Below are 16,221 nucleotides of genomic sequence, written 5' to 3' on the forward strand. Positions count from 1 at the left end.
AATCGAAATTGAATATATTTTCTTTGGAAGTTTACGTTGAATGCGCCTAGACAAGGGCTATTTGCTAGCCTATTAATTGTAAGTTTTGCTTTACATACCTTTTTATTGGTATTGGCAACGACTCATCAACTGAATGAAAACCGTGCCAACCAAGGCCAACTGATGACCTCTCAATTGGTCACGGACAGTCTTGCAGAGCTGGAGCCTGCCAACACGGTTTCTCTTGCACTTTTGGTCGATCGCTATGCGACCAATCCAAGCGTAGCTTCCATTCGTATTTTGGATGCCAACAATCAAGTCTTGGCGACAGGTGGCCAAGTTCGAACTCGTGATGGCGAAGTGTTTGTCCGTGATGCGCTGCAAAATGAAAAGAAAGTGGGTAGCATTGAAATCACGCTCATTAAACCAAGTATGGGTGAAATTTTACGTACTCAGTGGTTAGCGATTTTATTGTCCTTAGCAATTCATGGTTTACTGTGGTTAGCTTATCGCGCCATTGCGCGCCCAAGCCGTACCGAATATTTGGCACGGATCAATAATGAATCCCGCTTAAAACACGAAATTCAAGTTTTAACCCAAACGCTTGAACAAGAGAAACACCATACGGCAGTCGCGATTGCCCAAGCACAACAACAAATCAAAACCAGTGCGAAACCTAAAGAACAAAAACCCGTGATCGTGGATAATCATTCGGTTGCGCTTAATATTCAATTCTACGACCCGAAACAGTTGATGGACTCGGTCAATACAACCGTGTCTATTCCATACTTTAATTTGTGTCAGATTTTCCTCAATAAAAGCACAGAACTTTGTTTAAAACACTACAAACTCAACAGCTCAGACATTACTACAGTTCAATCCTTTAATGAGCATGGGGCCACCCTCAGCATGTCGACAGACACACCTAATGCCGTGCCATGTTTAATGATGATCAGCAGTGTGTTCCAACTGCTATCTGAAGTTTTGTATAAACGTTACCGCGAAGAAAAGCGCTTTGTTTTGCAAACGCGTTGTGGCATTTCAACCGCAGTCGATGCAATGCAACTATCTGCAAATCAAGCTGCTGAGCGTTTGGTGCAACAGTTGTCGGCCAAAGAGAGTGCCGTACATTTAAGCAACGAATTATTGAAAGACATTTCTGAAAGTTACCAACTGGTGAATTTACCTAATCCAACCAATGTCTTGACCCGTCATGCCTTTATGGTCAATGGCATGGGTGCTGAGTCTGCGGAGTTGGCGCAAAGCTTAAGAACGGAAATTTTAAAAGCAAAACAATCTAAAGCCTCTTAATTAGGTCCAACCATAAAAAAGCCTGACACATGTCAGGCTTTTTTATGGCAACTGTTAAATTTTGAGTTGCTTCTGTGCAATCAAATGTTGCTGCGCACTATACCTTTGCTCTGGATCGGTACAGGCCACTTTAAGCCAATGACCATCGGCTTGTAGCTCCCAAGCATTCAAACAATCATTTAAGTAACTGATTAATCCGTCTTTATAAATCTGCTTTTTCAAAACGCGATCTAATATTGGAAAGCAGGTTTCAACACGCGAAAATAAATTACGGCCCATCCAGTCTGCGCTGGCACAGTACAGCTTTTTCTCACCGCCATGCTCAAAACAATACACGCGGGTATGTTCCAGAAAACGGCCCACAATCGAACGCACACGAATATTCTCAGACATGCCCTGGACCTGTGGAATTAAACAGCAGATCGAACGGATAATCAGATCGACCTGTACCCCCGCTTGTGATGCACGATACAGTGCAGCAATTAACTGCGGCTCCGTTAAGGCATTGACTTTAATGATGATACGCGCCTTTTGACCGGCTTGTGCAAACTGAATTTCTTGCTCAATCAGTTTTAACAGTTCACTGTGTAACGTAAAAGGCGCATGTAACAACGCCTTCAACTTGGCCATTTTGCCCATTCCCGTCAGTTCTTGGAACATACGGTGTACATCTTCACAAATATCAGGCTGTGTGGTCATCAACCCATAATCGGTATACATACGGGCATTGCCCGCATGATAATTACCTGTGCCCAGATGGGCATAACGGATCAACTGAGCATTTTCACGGCGCACGATCAAAATCATTTTGGCATGGGTTTTATAACCAACAATGCCATACACCACCACCGCACCCGCTTCTTGCAAAATATTGGCCACGGTAATGTTCGACTCTTCATCAAAACGCGCACGCAACTCAATCACGGCCGTGACTTCCTTGCCATTTCGTGCTGCTTCTGCCAAGACCTGTACAATTTCTGAGTCAGGCCCACTGCGGTAGAGCGTTTGTTTAATCGCCAGCACATTTGGGTCTTTCGCTGCTTCTTTTAATAAACCAATCACAGGCTGAAAAGAATCAAAAGGATGATGCAATAACACATCCTGTGCTTTTAAGGTATCAAAGGTACTTTTTTGTTTACGCAAAACCTTGGGAATGACTGGAATAAACACTGGATGCTTTAATTCAGGCCGGTCACAACTGGTGCTAAGGCGTGAAAGATTGATCGGCCCATCAATGCGATAAAGCTCCTGCTCAGTTAAATCAAACTCCTTGAGCAAATAATCAATCACCGCTTCGGGACAGTCATCTTCGATTTCTAAACGCACCGCGCGACCAAAACGGCGTGAAGACAACTCATCTTTCAGTGCCACCGCCAAATCATCAACATCTTCAGACAAAATCAGATCGGCATTACGCGTCACACGAAAAGCATAACAGCCCGTGGCTTTCATCCCCGGAAACAGATCGCTGATGTGCTGCTGAATCATTGCGGTTAAAAAAATCTGCGTGTCGATATTGCCTGCCACGTTTTTCGGCATATGAATTAAACGCGGTAATGAGCGCGGTGCTGGGACAATCGCCATCTCAATGCTCCGTCCAAAAGCATCTTTACCTTGTAAACTCACAATGAAATTCAGACTTTTATTCACGAGACGAGGAAAAGGGTGTGACGGATCTAAACTAATTGGGGTCAAAACCGGTTGGATTTCTTTGGCGAAATATTCTGCAATCCACGCTTTATGTTTTTCTAAAATATCTTGGAACTGGATGAACTGAATGCCTTGTGCTTGTAACTCAGGTAAAATCGAATGATTTAAAATTTCAAATTGTTTTTTGACGGCACGATGAATGGATTCGGACAGGCCTTCTAATATCACTTCAGTGGGAACAGCATCAGGGGTTCGTGCTATTACATTCATATCGCGTTGTTTCATCAAGCCAGCAATACGAATTTCAAAAAACTCATCTAAATTACGTGAAAAAATAATTAAAAAAGTTAAGCGCTCCAGCACAGGCAAACTCGGATCTAATGCTTGTGCTAAAACCCGCTGATGAAACTCAAATAACGATAGCTCTCGGTTAAAATACGTCGCCGATGAATGCTGAAAATTATCCATACCCTCTCAATGCTGTTTGCAACAGTCTGTTATGAAGTGTTTGGCAGGGATGTTAGGTAGTCTTTATGACAGTTTAGTTACAACCTCATGCCAAATAGAAAATTCATCCTGACTTTATGCTTGAAGCTGCAACAGCGTACAATATTCAAACCGACATATGTTCCTTTTCACTTTTTTCCTTGGCAGTGGCGTCTGCTTTCGCGGCCCAATAACTGGCTAATATTGGCCCTGAAATGTTATGCCACAAACTAAAGATCGCACTGGGTACCGCCGTAATTGGTGAAGCAACAAAATGCACAGCCGCCAAAGCCACGCCTAGTCCTGAGTTTTGCATCCCGACCTCAATCGAAACCGCTTTACAGTCGGCATGTGGCAAGTGAAACATCCGTGCTGCTGCAAAGCCAAGTAAATAACCAATCGCGTTATGTAGCGCCACCACAGCTAGAATCAATAAGCCTGATTCTAAAATTTGTACTTTTGAGCCGCCAATAATCGCTGCCACTATCAATACAATCACCACCACAGAAATAAAGGGCATCACCGAAATATAACTTTCGACTTTCTGTTTCAGCACGGCACGTACCACCAGCCCTAAAATAATCGGGAACAGGACCACCTGCAAAATTGAACTCAGCATCGACCATGCATTAATTTCAATCCATTGGCTGGCCAGTAGATAGAAAATCGCGGGAGTCAATACGGGCGCCAATAAGGTCGATACCGTGGTACATGCGACAGACAAAGCCGTATTGCCTTTCGCCATATAAGTAATCACATTGGATGCAGTGCCACCCGGACAGCACCCCACCAAAATCACCCCGATCGCAATTTCAGTCGGCAAGCGAAATAATAAACACAACAGATAGGCCACGCTTGGCATCACCACAAACTGAGCTGCTACCCCAATTGTAACCGCTTTAGGACTTTGCATCACCCCTTTAAAATCATCCAATGTCATGGTCATGCCCATACCAAACATGATCAGACCCAACATCCATGTGATATAAGCTTTCATCCAAACAAAAGTTTCAGGGCTCAGGAGCGCAATGCCTGCAAATAACACGACCCATAGAGCAAAGGTTTTTTGAATCCAAGCGGTAAATTTTAAAAAAGTGCCCATGACCTTTCCCTATTGCATGTTTTTATAATGTCGATATTGGTGATTGAGGTGAGCCGATTGGTTCAGCGCATCAGTTCACAGCATATTGTTGCACAATATCTTTGCAATACAGACGTTTCACACCATGGGCCAGCATCTCTTGCCATGCATGTTGTAAAGAACCGTGTAAATCAATGCCTTTGGTGGCATCGGCAATCACATAAGTTTGAAAACCGAGTTTACAGGCATCCATTGCTGTCCATGCCACACAAAAGTCAGTTGCAATCCCAACAATAAACACGGTATCAATCCCACGCTCTCTTAAATAGCCTGCTAGTCCCGTCTGGGTCTTATGATCGGCTTCTAAAAAAGCAGAATAACTATCAATGTGCGCATGACATCCTTTGCGAATGATCAACTGCGCTTTGGCAAGGTCGAGATCAGGATGCAGTTCAGCATCTTGCGTGCCTTGTACACAGTGACGTGGCCAGAGTACTTGTGTGCCATAGTCCAATTCAATGGTTTGAAAGGCTTGTTGATCGGGATAGTTGTCTGCAAAAGAAACGTGATTTTCAGGATGCCAATCTTGAGTGAGTACAATAGTGTCAAAATAATCGCCTAACTGATTAATTTTAGGAATAATTTGATCTGATCCTGCTACCGCTAAATTTCCACCAGGCGTAAAACCATTTTGTACATCCACCACAATCAATGCCATATTCTTCTGCATTCTTCTCTGTCCTTTTTGTTCTGCGCTCGAAGGCCAAGCTTAGCTTAATTTATAAAACAGTATTCATCCTCGCGGGTCAAAATTAAATGACCACAGCCTTGAGTGCAATGGATATTGCGGCAAATTGAAGCGAAAATAAAATATAGAACAAAATGCTGGACATTGATCTATAACGTTAAAAGGACGATGCCTCACATACTTAGAGAACTCGCATAATCATGCAAAATCCTGACGTTTATAGAAGTTTATAACCCAATATTCAGTTTGATCGACTTCTAATGCTCGATTGAGATGAAGAGATCCTTTCTTTAAATGCGTTAATCCATGGCCATAGGTTATGCAAAACGCTCTTTTCAGATGCAAAATAAGATGCTTTTCTTTGTCTACCATTTGAACAAGCTGTATTTTTGTAGCGAAAGATAAAGTTTTTATACACTTTGACTAAAGCATATTGTTCTTCATGTTGTGTTCGTTCATAATTTGCATAAGCATTATTCAATGCATCAGCGCTTTGAAAATGCTATAAATTAAAATACGCACCCATCCAATCTTATGTTTTTCTGGCCTAACTGGATGGACAAATAGGATATTTTTTTAAAATGACTCAGCAAGCACAGACCATCCAAGGCTCAATTGTCGCAATCGTCACCCCTATGTTTGAAGATGGCAGCGTAGATTGGAAGGGTCTAGAGAAGCTCGTTGAGTGGCACATCGCACAAGGCACAAATAGCATTGTTGCTGTCGGTACAACGGGTGAAGCGTCTACTCTAAGCATGAAAGAGCATACACAAGTGATTAAAGAAATCATTCGTGTCGCGAACAAACGCATCCCTATTATTGCGGGGACTGGCGCGAATTCAACGCGTGAAGCCATCGAGTTGACGAAAGAAGCCAAGGAACTTGGTGCAGATGCTGCTCTTCTGGTTACCCCTTATTATAATAAACCGACCCAAGAAGGCCTATATCAGCATTATAAAGCTATTGCTGAAGCTGTTGATCTTCCTCAAATTCTGTATAACGTACCTGGTCGTACGGGTGTCGATATGGCGAATGAAACGGTCATTCGTTTAGCAGATATTCCTCAAATTGTCGGCATCAAAGATGCCACAGGTGATGTACCTCGTGGTCAAGCACTGCTCGAAAGCCTTGCTGATAAAGCGATGACCGTCTATTCAGGTGATGATGCAACAGCTTATCAACTGATTCTGTCGGGAGCAAAAGGTAATATTTCTGTGACTGCGAACGTTGCCCCAAAAGAAATGAGCGATGTTTGTGCGGCAGCACTGGCAGGCGAAGCTGAAAAAGCTGAAAACCTAAATACCCAAGTTGCAAATTTACACGAAATTCTATTTTGCGAATCAAACCCAATTCCTGTGAAATGGGCACTTCATGAAATGGAGTTAATCGAAACGGGTATTCGTTTACCATTAACACCACTTGCAGAACAATATCGCACACCGCTCCGTGAAGCACTCACAACGGCGGGTGTCATTAAATAAAGAGCACATCAATATGCAGTTACGTTTAGGTCTTACTCTCGCACTTTCAGTTGTCAGTTTAGCGGGTTGTAGTTCCCTTGCAGTCAATAACGGTAGTTTGGACTATAAAGAAACAGCAACCTTAGAACCTCTTAAGTACCCTGAAGGCTCTATGGTTCGACCTGCAACGCCGTTATATCCAGCTCCAACGGTTGAAGCGCTCGCTCTTGAACATGCACCTGTACTTGAAAATAAGCGCGGAAACCGTTTTGCAATGCCGCGCCCTCAAGCTGCTCAAGTCATGTCGAATGCAGAATCAACGGAAACAGTTGATACAGCTGTGAGTCGCCCTCAATTGATTATTGACGGAAATAAGAATCCGCTGCTCAAAATTGAGGGAAATTCTGCTACAATTTGGCAATATACGCTTGCCACCCTCAGCAGCCTCAACCATCAAATTGTTGGTCAAAGCAAAAATGGTTATGAAGCAACCATTAAAATCGATCAACAGGTCTATGTGTTAAGACTGACCGCGGTCGGTAGCAGCAACAACCTCGCTGTGTTCAATGCCGATAACAGTTTTGCAGCGCCTGAAAAAGCCACAGAATTGTTAACCCAGATTTACCAAAATTGGCCAGCCTAGTCGTACTAGGCATTTTTTTTTGAAAAAGGTTCCCTCATGTTAAAACAAACCTTGCTCTATACTGGTAAAGCGAAATCTGTCTATGAAACAGACAGTGCAGACCACCTGATTTTAGTCTTTCGTGATGATGCTTCGGCATTCAATGGTGAAAAGATCGAACAACTAGATCGTAAAGGTAAGGTGAACAACCGTTTTAACGCCTTTATCATGGATAAATTGGCTGCGGCTGGCATTGAGACTCACTTTGAAAAACTTCTTTCTCCAACTGAAGTTCTAGTGAAAAAACTCAGCATGATCCCTGTTGAATGTGTAATTCGTAATTATGCAGCAGGTTCTTTATGCCGTCGCTTAGGTGTAGAAGAAGGCAAGGAATTAACACCGCCGACTTTCGAATTATTCTTCAAAGACGATGCACTTGGTGACCCAATGGTCAATGAGTCTCAAGCAATTGCTTTAGGTTGGGCAACTGCTGAGCAACTTGAGCAAATGAAAGTCCTCACTTACCAAGTGAACGAAGTGCTTAAAAACTTATTTGACCAAGGCGGCATGCTGCTTGTGGACTTCAAACTTGAGTTTGGTGTATTCCACGACCGTATCGTTCTTGGTGATGAGTTCTCTCCAGACGGTTGTCGTCTATGGGACAAAGAAACCAAGAAAAAACTCGACAAAGACCGTTTCCGTCAAGGTTTAGGCGGTGTGGTTGAAGCTTATGAAGAAGTTGCTGCACGTTTAGGTATCGACCTTTCTGATATCTAATCAGTTACAGCTTCAAAAAAACCGAGCTTAATCGCTCGGTTTTTTTATTCTTCACATTTTAGATCAATGCCTTGTTATAACTGCAATACAAGCCTGTAAGTTCTTTTTTAATTTCCCTGCTACAACATAAATATTAAAGTTTCATGAAATTTTATTTATTTTTTTGTAAAATAGTAATTTCAATCACATGAAATGTCACATTTCTAATGATGCTTTTCTTGTATATCTCCTGATAGAAGGCCCTATGATTTATCAATTAGATGAACTGCAATGTATCGGACAAGGCTGTTCAAAAATGGTGTTTCAGCATCCTGAGGATGAAAACAAAATCATCAAAGTCATGAATCCAAATCGAGTGGATGAAGATGGTGGCTGGAAAGGACATGGCAAACTTAAGCGTAGAATGTCGCAAGGCGTTTATCGCCAATTCCGTCGTGAATTATTGCAATATCTACAGCTATGTAAAAATCATTATAAAAATAATATCTTTAGCTTTCCTGTCGAAATGCCTTATGGTTTTGTGAAAACTTCTGTAGGCTTGGGTTTTGTGACTGAAAAAATTGTCTGCCCAAGTGGTGAAGGCATGACTTTATTTGAGTTATGCAAATCACATCAATTTGAGGAAAAACACGCCAAAGCTTTAGATAACTTTTTTGAGCTTTGCTGCGACTTACATATTATCTTCGGTGAAGTAAACATCGCAGGAATTATGTATACAGAGCAGCGAAGTAATAAGCCCGAATTTGTCTTGGTCGATGGTATGGGTGAAAAATTATTTATTCCAATCCGAGCTATGAGCAAAAGAATTAATGCACATAATGTACGAAAAACTGAGCGAAAAATTCGCGCCCAGATGCAGCAAATGCTGAACTTAAAAGATGAGCTTCTTCCTCTAAACTAATACCACTCCTTTAAGTTGCGTCACTCAAAAAACCGAGCTTAAACGCTCGGTTTTTTGTTTTCAGCTCCACAGCTATTGCAGTACTTCAGTTTATTTGTGAGCTATATTCAACACTGAAAAATAGTCTTGTAAAACACTGAGCCACTGTTAAAAAATCATCAATTCTGTACGCCATAGCGCACAAGACTTCAGGTATATTTCAGCTATGTCTCACCTTCATTTTTTCATATGATAAAAACATATGAACAGGACGTTCTCAGATAAAAATTATTCCAACCGAAAAAATACCCTTATTTCCTCATCTCTCATGGCGACAAGATCCATCGATCCCCTAAGAGCAGAAAGCTGGTATAGATGTTGCTTTTATTCAAAAGTACTCAGTAGGGTAAGTTCTATCTTCGTCTTATTTCCTAGATTTGATTTTTTATGGATGGCTATATTTAAAATGAAAAACTGGCAAAAAAAATTACTACTTTCCACTACATTCGTAGCCGTAGCACTAAGCAGTGCTGTCCAAGCAAAAGAATGGAAAACCATTCGTTTTGGCACAGAATCTGCGTATGCGCCTTTTGAATATAAAACACCAGACAATAAGCTAGTCGGTTTTGACATCGACTTGGGCAATGCCATTTGTGCCAAATTAAAAGCCAAATGCGTGTGGGTAGAAAACTCCTTTGATGGGATGATTCCTGCGCTCAAAGCGAAGAAATTTGACGGCATCCTTTCTTCAATGACAGTCACTACGGATCGCGCAAAACAAATCGCATTTAGTAATAAAATTTACAACACACCTACCCGCATGGTCGCGAAGAAAGGTTCTCCTCTACTCCCTACACCAACCTCTTTAAAAGGCAAACGTGTGGGTGTACAACAAGGCACCATTCAAGAAGGCTACGCAAAAGCCTATTGGGCGCCTAAGGGGGTCAATGTAGTTCCTTATCCAAACCAAGACGTGCTTTACCAAGACATGGTTTCGGGACGTCTAGATGCAACATTACAAGATGCGATTATGGTCGATGCTGGTTTCCTAAAATCGGCGAAAGGTAAAGGCTTTGCTTTTGCAGGCAATAATGTGGTCGATGCCAAAACACTCGGTGTGGGGGCTGCAATCGGCTTACGTAAAGAAGATACCGATCTTAAAAAGAATATTGATAAAGCGTTAGCTGAAATTATTGCCGACGGCACCTATAAGAAACTCGAGAAAAAATACTTCTCCTTCAGCATTTATTAATCTATAGGGTGTCGATTAAATACCGACACCCTATATATTGCTGATTTATAAAATTTTATATTTTTACTCGGAGAAACTGAGTATGTTTCTGTCTGGCTATGGTCCCGTATTACTCAGTGGCACTTGGATGACCATTCAGCTTGCTTTGTTATCACTGGTACTTTCGATCATTATTGGATTGTTTGGGGCAAGTGCCAAACTCTCTCGTATTCAAATCTTACGTCATGTTGCAACCCTCTATACCACGCTCATTCGTAGTGTTCCTGATCTGGTGATCATGTTGTTGTTGTTCTATAGCCTGCAACTTGGATTGAACTCGATTACCGAATCGATTCATATGGAGCAGATTGACATCAATCCCTTTGTGGCAGGGGTGATTACCTTGGCCTTTATTTATGGCGCCTATTTTACTGAAACTTTCCGTGGCGCATTTCAAGCCGTCCCCAAAGGTCAACTTGAAGCTGCATATGCCTATGGCATGACCCCATTTCAAGTCTTCAGGCGTGTCCTCTTTCCACAAATGATGCGTTTTGCCTTACCAGGAATTGGCAATAACTGGCAAGTCCTGATTAAAGCCACTGCCTTGGTGTCCTTAATTGGTTTGACCGACATCGTCAAAATTACCCAAGATGCAGGTCGAAGCAGCATGCAAGTGTTCTATTTCAGTATTGTTGCAGCCGTCATTTATCTGGCCATCACCACCCTTTCGAATTTGATTCTCATGTGGCTAGAACGTCGTTATTCTGCTGGTGTGAAAAAGGGACAACTATGATTGAAATTATTCAACAATATTGGCAGTCCTATCTGTGGACCGATGGTTTTCAAATGACTGGGGTCGCCATGACCGCGTGGCTACTGGTCTTATCGATTGCGATTGGTTTTGTTCTGGCTGTGCCTTTGTCAATTGCTCGAGTTTCTGAGCATGCTTTTGTACGTGGACCTGTTTGGTTTTTTACTTATATTTTCCGTGGTACTCCCTTATATGTGCAGCTACTGATTATCTATACTGGGATTTATAGCCTCGAATTTGTCCATGCCCATGAACGGCTCGATGAGTTTTTTAGAGAGGGGCTTAATTGCACCATTTTAGCGTTTGCACTCAATACAGCAGCTTATACAACTGAAATTTTTGCAGGGGCGATACGTTCGATTCCCTACGGCGAAATTGAGGCAGCAAAAGCCTTTGGAATGTCGCCTTGGAAACGCTATACCCGTATTATTATTCCGTCGATGCTACGTCGAGCATTGCCGTTTTATGGTAATGAAGTCATTTTGATGCTGCACGCAACCACCATTGCCTTCACTGCAACCGTGCCTGATATTCTCAAAATTGCACGAGATGTCAATGCTGCCACTTATGCTACGTTTGATGCCTTTGGCATTGCCGCTGTGCTATATGCCTGTCTGGCATTTATCCTCATTTGGATCTTTCGTAAATTGGAACAACGCTGGTTGGCGTTTTTAAAACCATCGAATCATTAGGAGAAACAATGGAAAATTCAGCAAAACTGGTGATTCGAGATCTTTGTAAAAGTTTTGGCGATCATGAAGTCTTAAAAGGGGTTTCACTAGAGGCACATGCAGGTGATGTGATTAGTATTATTGGTTCGTCGGGTTCTGGTAAAAGTACCTTTCTTCGTTGTATCAATTTTCTAGAGCAACCGAGCCAAGGCAGCATTCAACTCAATGGCGAACAGTTAGAGACCACTTTAGATAAAAACGGCGATCTCAAAGCCACAAACCCTAAACAACTGCAAAAAATGCGTACTCAACTGATGATGGTTTTTCAACATTTCAATTTATGGTCGCATATGACGGTATTAGAAAATATTATTGAAGGACCCGTTCATGTCTTGGGGCTAAAGCGGAGTGAGGCAGAAGAGCGTGCGCGAAAATATTTAAGAAAAGTTGGGCTCGCAGAAAGTGTCGAAAAGAAATATCCGTCTTTTTTGTCAGGAGGACAACAACAGCGTGTTGCGATTGCCCGTGCCTTGGCAATGGAGCCGGAAGTGATGTTGTTTGATGAGCCAACCAGCGCTCTAGATCCTGAACTGGTGGGTGAGGTGTTGAAAGTGATGCAAAGTTTGGCTGAAGAAGGCCGAACCATGATTGTGGTCACCCATGAAATGGGTTTCGCACGCCATGTGTCCAATCATGTCATTTTCTTAGATCAAGGCAAAATTGAAGAACAAGGTGATCCAAAAGAAGTATTGATTCACCCCAAAAGTGAACGCCTGCAACAGTTTTTAGAGGGTAACTTTAAATAATTGAATAGCTTTCAATAGCTTGATGCAGCAATGATTCAACATTCGATACTTAGTTGAAAAGATAAAGCGCCTTGTTTGATCTGATCCCGCGAAACTATATGCATACAGATGAAAAACCGAGCCATTTCGCTCGGTTTTTTACCTTTCCACCTAAGCTTTTATAGATTGGTATATCGATTTTTAGTGGTATCCATCACCAAAAAACTGGTGATCGAGCTAATGGAAGGAATCGTTCCCAAAACATCAGTATGAAACTTTTTATAAGACTTGATGTCTGCCACTTCAACCCTGAGCAAATACTCGACCGAGCCTGTAATGGTATGACACTCTGTGACTTCATCCGTTGCAGTGATCACATCCTCAAACTGACTCAAGCTTTCTTTTGAGTGACAAGACAGCCCAATGGTCACATAAACCGTTAAACCAACACCCAAAAGCGAACGGTCAATCACCGCTTTATAGCCTCGGATCACACCAATTCTTTCTAACTCTTGCACGCGTCGTAAACAGGCCGATGGTGACAAACCCACGCGTTCTGCCAGTTTAATATTGGTTAAATGTGCATCGCGCTCAAGCTCACACAATATTTTTCGGTCTAATCGATCTAATTCAATCATTTGTTGCATAAAACTCAGTATTAGCGATCAATATACAACCAAATTGTGATAGATCAACAATAAAATGATACTTATTTGATTACTCCACCCCCTTTATGAACGCTTCACTGTTTGTCTCTTATCTGCTGTTCTGTGTCGTAATGACCTGCACGCCTGGGCCCAATAATGCACTGGTCATGCTGTCTGGTGCACGATTTGGCATCAGTAAAACCCTACCTCTGGTTTTAGGCATTGCCTTTGGTGTGGCTGTGCAACTCTTCGCCATCGGCATCGGGTTAAATCAAGTGTTTCTGGCCCTGCCCCAGCTCCAATTTATTTTAAGTTTAATCGGCACGGCTTATATGCTGTGGCTCGCATGGAAAATCGCGTCCAGTGGGCCACTCAACATCGAATTAGAACAAAAACCATCGATGGGTTTTCTACAAGGGGCTCTTTTTCAGTGGGTCAATCCCAAAGCGTGGATTATCTCCATCAGCACCATTGCCACTTATTTTGCTTTAAACCATCATGTCAGTGATATTCTTTATGCGGCCCTGATTTTAATGGTAGTTTCCATTCCATGTGTCGGGGTTTGGGCAGTCGGTGGTCTTTTCTTACGCCAATATCTGATGAAACCGCGCTTTGCCTTGAGCTTTAACATCACGATGGCAATCGCCTTATTGGTCGCTGTGTTACCTGCGGCATTAAAATTGATGAATACGCACATCGGAACATAAAAATGCTACAGTGCTTAAAGAAAAAACTGCTCAATGAATGTGACTAAATCCTAAGCCTCAAAAACAAAAAAGCCTGATTTGTGAATCAGGCTTTTTTATTACTGCTGCTGTTGCTGTTCTTGTTGCCAACGGCGTTGCTGTAAACGCTCACCCTCAACCTCACGCTTATTGCGTGCCGACTCATACAGTTTGGTTCCTTTGAGCTCAGGGGGTAAATATTCTTGCATTACAAAATGCTCTGGATAGTTGTGCGGATATAAGTAGTCTACGCCATAGCCCTGCTCTTTCATCAACTTGGTCGGAGCATTTCTTAAATGCAGCGGCACAGGTAAATTCGCTGTTTTTTCAGCCAAATCCAACGCTTTGTTGATCGCAAGATAAGTACTGTTACTTTTGGCACTGGTCGCCAAATACACTGCACACTGCCCAAGAATAATTCGACACTCTGGCATGCCCACCGCTTGAACAGAACGGAAGCACTCTCCAGCAAGCAGCAGTGCATTGGGGTTTGAGTTGCCAATGTCCTCAGAGGCTGCAATCAACATCCGACGGGCAATAAAAACAGGATCTTCACCGCCTTTGAGCATACGTGCCATCCAATACAAAGTGGCATCAGGATCACTCCCTCGAATTGACTTAATAAAAGCCGACACCAAATCATAGTGCTGCTCACCCGATTTGTCATAACGGGCGATATTTTGCTGTGCAACTTTGACCACCATTGCATTGGTCACGATATTTTCAACGTCAGGTTCGAAGGTGCCCGCAATCAGTTCAATTAAATTCAAGGCTTTGCGCGCATCACCTGCGGCAAACTGCACCAGTGCTTCAAATTCTTCAATTTGAATATAACGTTCTTTTAAAAACGGATCGTTCTTAATCGCTTGCAGTAATAAAGTTTGAATCGCATCGGCATCGAGCGCATTTAAGGTATAGACCTGACAACGCGACAACAATGCACTGTTGACTTCAAAAGAAGGATTCTCGGTGGTGGCACCAATGAGGGTAATTTTGCCTTTCTCCACAGCATTCAGTAAGGCATCTTGCTGTGATTTGTTAAAGCGATGAATTTCATCAATAAACACCACAGGTGGCATTAAATCTCCGCCATCAGCAATGATCTCACGGAGCTCTTTGACCCCCGTATTAAGTGCAGATAAGCTGACAAAAGGTCGGTCGATCGCTTGCGCCAACAGTAAAGCAATGGTGGTTTTCCCCACACCTGGCGGCCCCCAAAAAATGATCGATGGCAAATGCCCTTGATCGATCATTTGGCGGAGCGGTGCCTGCTCACCCAATAAGTGATCCTGCCCAATAATTTCAGATAAATCACGCGGGCGTAAACGTTCAGGCAGTGGAATATTGCTATCGGACATAGGGCTAGGACTTATCATGCGTTCATCGAATGCTTATGTTATGGCAAATTCAGGCAAATGACACAAGCTTTTCATGCAATTTGATTGTGCTTTTATCGACTAGCGAACCCAACGCACAATATAGTCTTCGATGTCATCATCCTGAATCTCTTCTTCAGAAATACAACGTCCTGCCGCAGACTTTTTCGCTTTCAGAATACTTTGCCGTGAACCCGTGTTCAAATAGTGCCATCTGGGCAAATTTTTACCTTCATGCAGACGGCGGTAAGCACAGCTCGGTGGTAACCAATGAATCGTGTCTAAAAGTTCGGGCGTGAGCTGGATACAATCGGGCACATGCTGCTTACGGTTTGGATAATCCCGACAACTGGCCGTTTGACAGTCCAACAGTTTACAGGCCACTTTGGTATAGGCGACTTCTTGGCTTTCTTCATCTTCAAGTTTCACCAGACAGCATAGACCACAACCATCACACAACGCTTCCCACTCTGCTGAACGTAGCTCAGTGAGCGCATAATGCTTCCAAAACTCTGGTCTTAATTCGTTGGACATAACCACTGCCAATAAAACTGAATGCACTATTATAACCTATAGTCACATGGCTTTCAGAGCTATCTAAAGTGTCAATATTTACATCATATTCATAAACTTAAAATACAAATAGAACACTTTTTAAACAAAAGCAACACAGTGTGTCCGAACCTTCTTTCTATACTAATAGAGTAATAAATAAGAACATGTATGGAGAAAAATTATGTTTCGTTGGGCGATTATCTTCGCAGTGATTGCACTGATTGCAAGTTTACTTGGTTTTGGCGGCGTAGCAGGTTTATCCAAAGACTTTGCGATTATTTTATTGGTGATTGCTGTGATTCTTGCGATTGTCGGATTTTTATCCCGTGGCAAAGTCTAAAAAAGCACATTACGCTTAATCACTAAAAAGAAGGATTCAGATCCTTCTTTTTTTATATGTGCCTTTAAAAATAATTTCTCACATTT

At 42.4% G+C, this 16,221-nt stretch carries 17 protein-coding genes; 11 read left to right on the top strand and 6 right to left on the bottom strand.

Going from position 1 to position 16,221, the window contains the following annotated elements:
* Window positions 1-36: 36 nt before the first annotated feature.
* On the top strand, window positions 37-1,290 hold the full coding sequence (locus tag GVX98_RS16250) for a hypothetical protein (RefSeq protein ID WP_004691810.1): 1,254 nt from the start codon (window positions 37-39) through the stop codon (window positions 1,288-1,290).
* A gap of 54 nt (window positions 1,291-1,344) precedes the next feature.
* Here GVX98_RS16250 and ppk1 read toward each other — a convergent pair whose 3' ends face one another.
* The 3 genes from ppk1 to pncA form a co-directional block, all read right to left on the bottom strand.
* Entirely contained in the window at window positions 1,345-3,408 is a 2,064-nt protein-coding gene (gene ppk1, locus GVX98_RS16255; protein ID WP_159128667.1) for a polyphosphate kinase 1, read from the bottom strand.
* A gap of 145 nt (window positions 3,409-3,553) precedes the next feature.
* Window positions 3,554-4,528, bottom strand: a complete 975-nt coding sequence (locus tag GVX98_RS16260; protein ID WP_159128668.1) for a bile acid:sodium symporter family protein — start codon at window positions 4,526-4,528, stop codon at window positions 3,554-3,556.
* 70 nt (window positions 4,529-4,598) lie between these two features.
* The gene (gene pncA / locus GVX98_RS16265) at window positions 4,599-5,237 is read right to left on the bottom strand and encodes a bifunctional nicotinamidase/pyrazinamidase (protein ID WP_159128669.1); all 639 of its coding nucleotides are present in this window, start codon (window positions 5,235-5,237) and stop codon (window positions 4,599-4,601) included.
* Window positions 5,238-5,836: 599 nt separating this feature from the next.
* Between pncA and dapA the strand changes: the two genes are divergently transcribed.
* The 8 genes from dapA (at window position 5,837) to GVX98_RS16305 (ending at window position 12,513) form a co-directional block, all read left to right on the top strand.
* Entirely contained in the window at window positions 5,837-6,736 is a 900-nt protein-coding gene (dapA, locus tag GVX98_RS16270; protein ID WP_159128670.1) for a 4-hydroxy-tetrahydrodipicolinate synthase, read from the top strand.
* Window positions 6,737-6,749: 13 nt separating this feature from the next.
* A complete protein-coding gene (locus tag GVX98_RS16275) occupies window positions 6,750-7,358 on the top strand; it encodes a hypothetical protein (protein WP_005401459.1) in 609 nt (202 codons plus the stop codon).
* Window positions 7,359-7,394: 36 nt separating this feature from the next.
* A complete protein-coding gene (gene purC / locus GVX98_RS16280) occupies window positions 7,395-8,114 on the top strand; it encodes a phosphoribosylaminoimidazolesuccinocarboxamide synthase (protein ID WP_004691818.1) in 720 nt (239 codons plus the stop codon).
* 244 nt (window positions 8,115-8,358) lie between these two features.
* Window positions 8,359-9,015, top strand: a complete 657-nt coding sequence (locus GVX98_RS16285) for a YrbL family protein (RefSeq protein ID WP_159128671.1) — start codon at window positions 8,359-8,361, stop codon at window positions 9,013-9,015.
* A 445-nt stretch (window positions 9,016-9,460) separates the two neighbouring features.
* On the top strand, window positions 9,461-10,246 hold the full coding sequence (locus GVX98_RS16290; RefSeq protein ID WP_159128672.1) for an ABC transporter substrate-binding protein: 786 nt from the start codon (window positions 9,461-9,463) through the stop codon (window positions 10,244-10,246).
* An 82-nt stretch (window positions 10,247-10,328) separates the two neighbouring features.
* Window positions 10,329-11,018 (top strand): ABC transporter permease, encoded by a 690-nt coding sequence (locus GVX98_RS16295; RefSeq protein WP_004691820.1) that lies wholly within the window; start codon window positions 10,329-10,331, stop codon window positions 11,016-11,018.
* On the top strand, window positions 11,015-11,728 hold the full coding sequence (locus GVX98_RS16300) for an ABC transporter permease (RefSeq protein WP_004691821.1): 714 nt from the start codon (window positions 11,015-11,017) through the stop codon (window positions 11,726-11,728). The genes GVX98_RS16295 and GVX98_RS16300 overlap by 4 nt, the downstream gene beginning before the upstream one ends.
* 8 nt (window positions 11,729-11,736) lie before the next feature.
* Entirely contained in the window at window positions 11,737-12,513 is a 777-nt protein-coding gene (locus GVX98_RS16305; RefSeq protein WP_159128673.1) for an ABC transporter ATP-binding protein, read from the top strand.
* A gap of 158 nt (window positions 12,514-12,671) precedes the next feature.
* Here the strand turns inward: GVX98_RS16305 and GVX98_RS16310 are convergent, their stop codons facing one another.
* On the bottom strand, window positions 12,672-13,139 hold the full coding sequence (locus GVX98_RS16310; RefSeq protein ID WP_228254617.1) for an Lrp/AsnC family transcriptional regulator: 468 nt from the start codon (window positions 13,137-13,139) through the stop codon (window positions 12,672-12,674).
* A gap of 86 nt (window positions 13,140-13,225) precedes the next feature.
* Between GVX98_RS16310 and GVX98_RS16315 the strand changes: the two genes are divergently transcribed.
* A complete protein-coding gene (locus GVX98_RS16315) occupies window positions 13,226-13,846 on the top strand; it encodes a LysE family translocator (protein WP_171503357.1) in 621 nt (206 codons plus the stop codon).
* A gap of 98 nt (window positions 13,847-13,944) precedes the next feature.
* On the opposite strand, the gene GVX98_RS16320 is transcribed toward GVX98_RS16315, so the two are convergent.
* Both GVX98_RS16320 and GVX98_RS16325 read right to left on the bottom strand, forming a co-directional pair.
* The gene (locus tag GVX98_RS16320; protein ID WP_062031827.1) at window positions 13,945-15,222 is read right to left on the bottom strand and encodes a replication-associated recombination protein A; all 1,278 of its coding nucleotides are present in this window, start codon (window positions 15,220-15,222) and stop codon (window positions 13,945-13,947) included.
* Between the two features lie 99 nt (window positions 15,223-15,321).
* Window positions 15,322-15,774, bottom strand: a complete 453-nt coding sequence (locus tag GVX98_RS16325; RefSeq protein ID WP_039890724.1) for a YcgN family cysteine cluster protein — start codon at window positions 15,772-15,774, stop codon at window positions 15,322-15,324.
* 202 nt (window positions 15,775-15,976) lie between these two features.
* On the opposite strand from GVX98_RS16325, the gene GVX98_RS16330 reads away from it, so the two are divergent.
* On the top strand, window positions 15,977-16,135 hold the full coding sequence (locus tag GVX98_RS16330) for a DUF1328 domain-containing protein (RefSeq protein WP_004647174.1): 159 nt from the start codon (window positions 15,977-15,979) through the stop codon (window positions 16,133-16,135).
* The last annotated feature ends 86 nt before the right edge of the window (window positions 16,136-16,221 follow it).

Origin of the sequence: Acinetobacter sp. 8I-beige (assembly GCF_902505955.1) — a bacterium.
In the GTDB taxonomy this organism is placed as follows: Bacteria; Pseudomonadota; Gammaproteobacteria; order Pseudomonadales; family Moraxellaceae; genus Acinetobacter; species Acinetobacter johnsonii.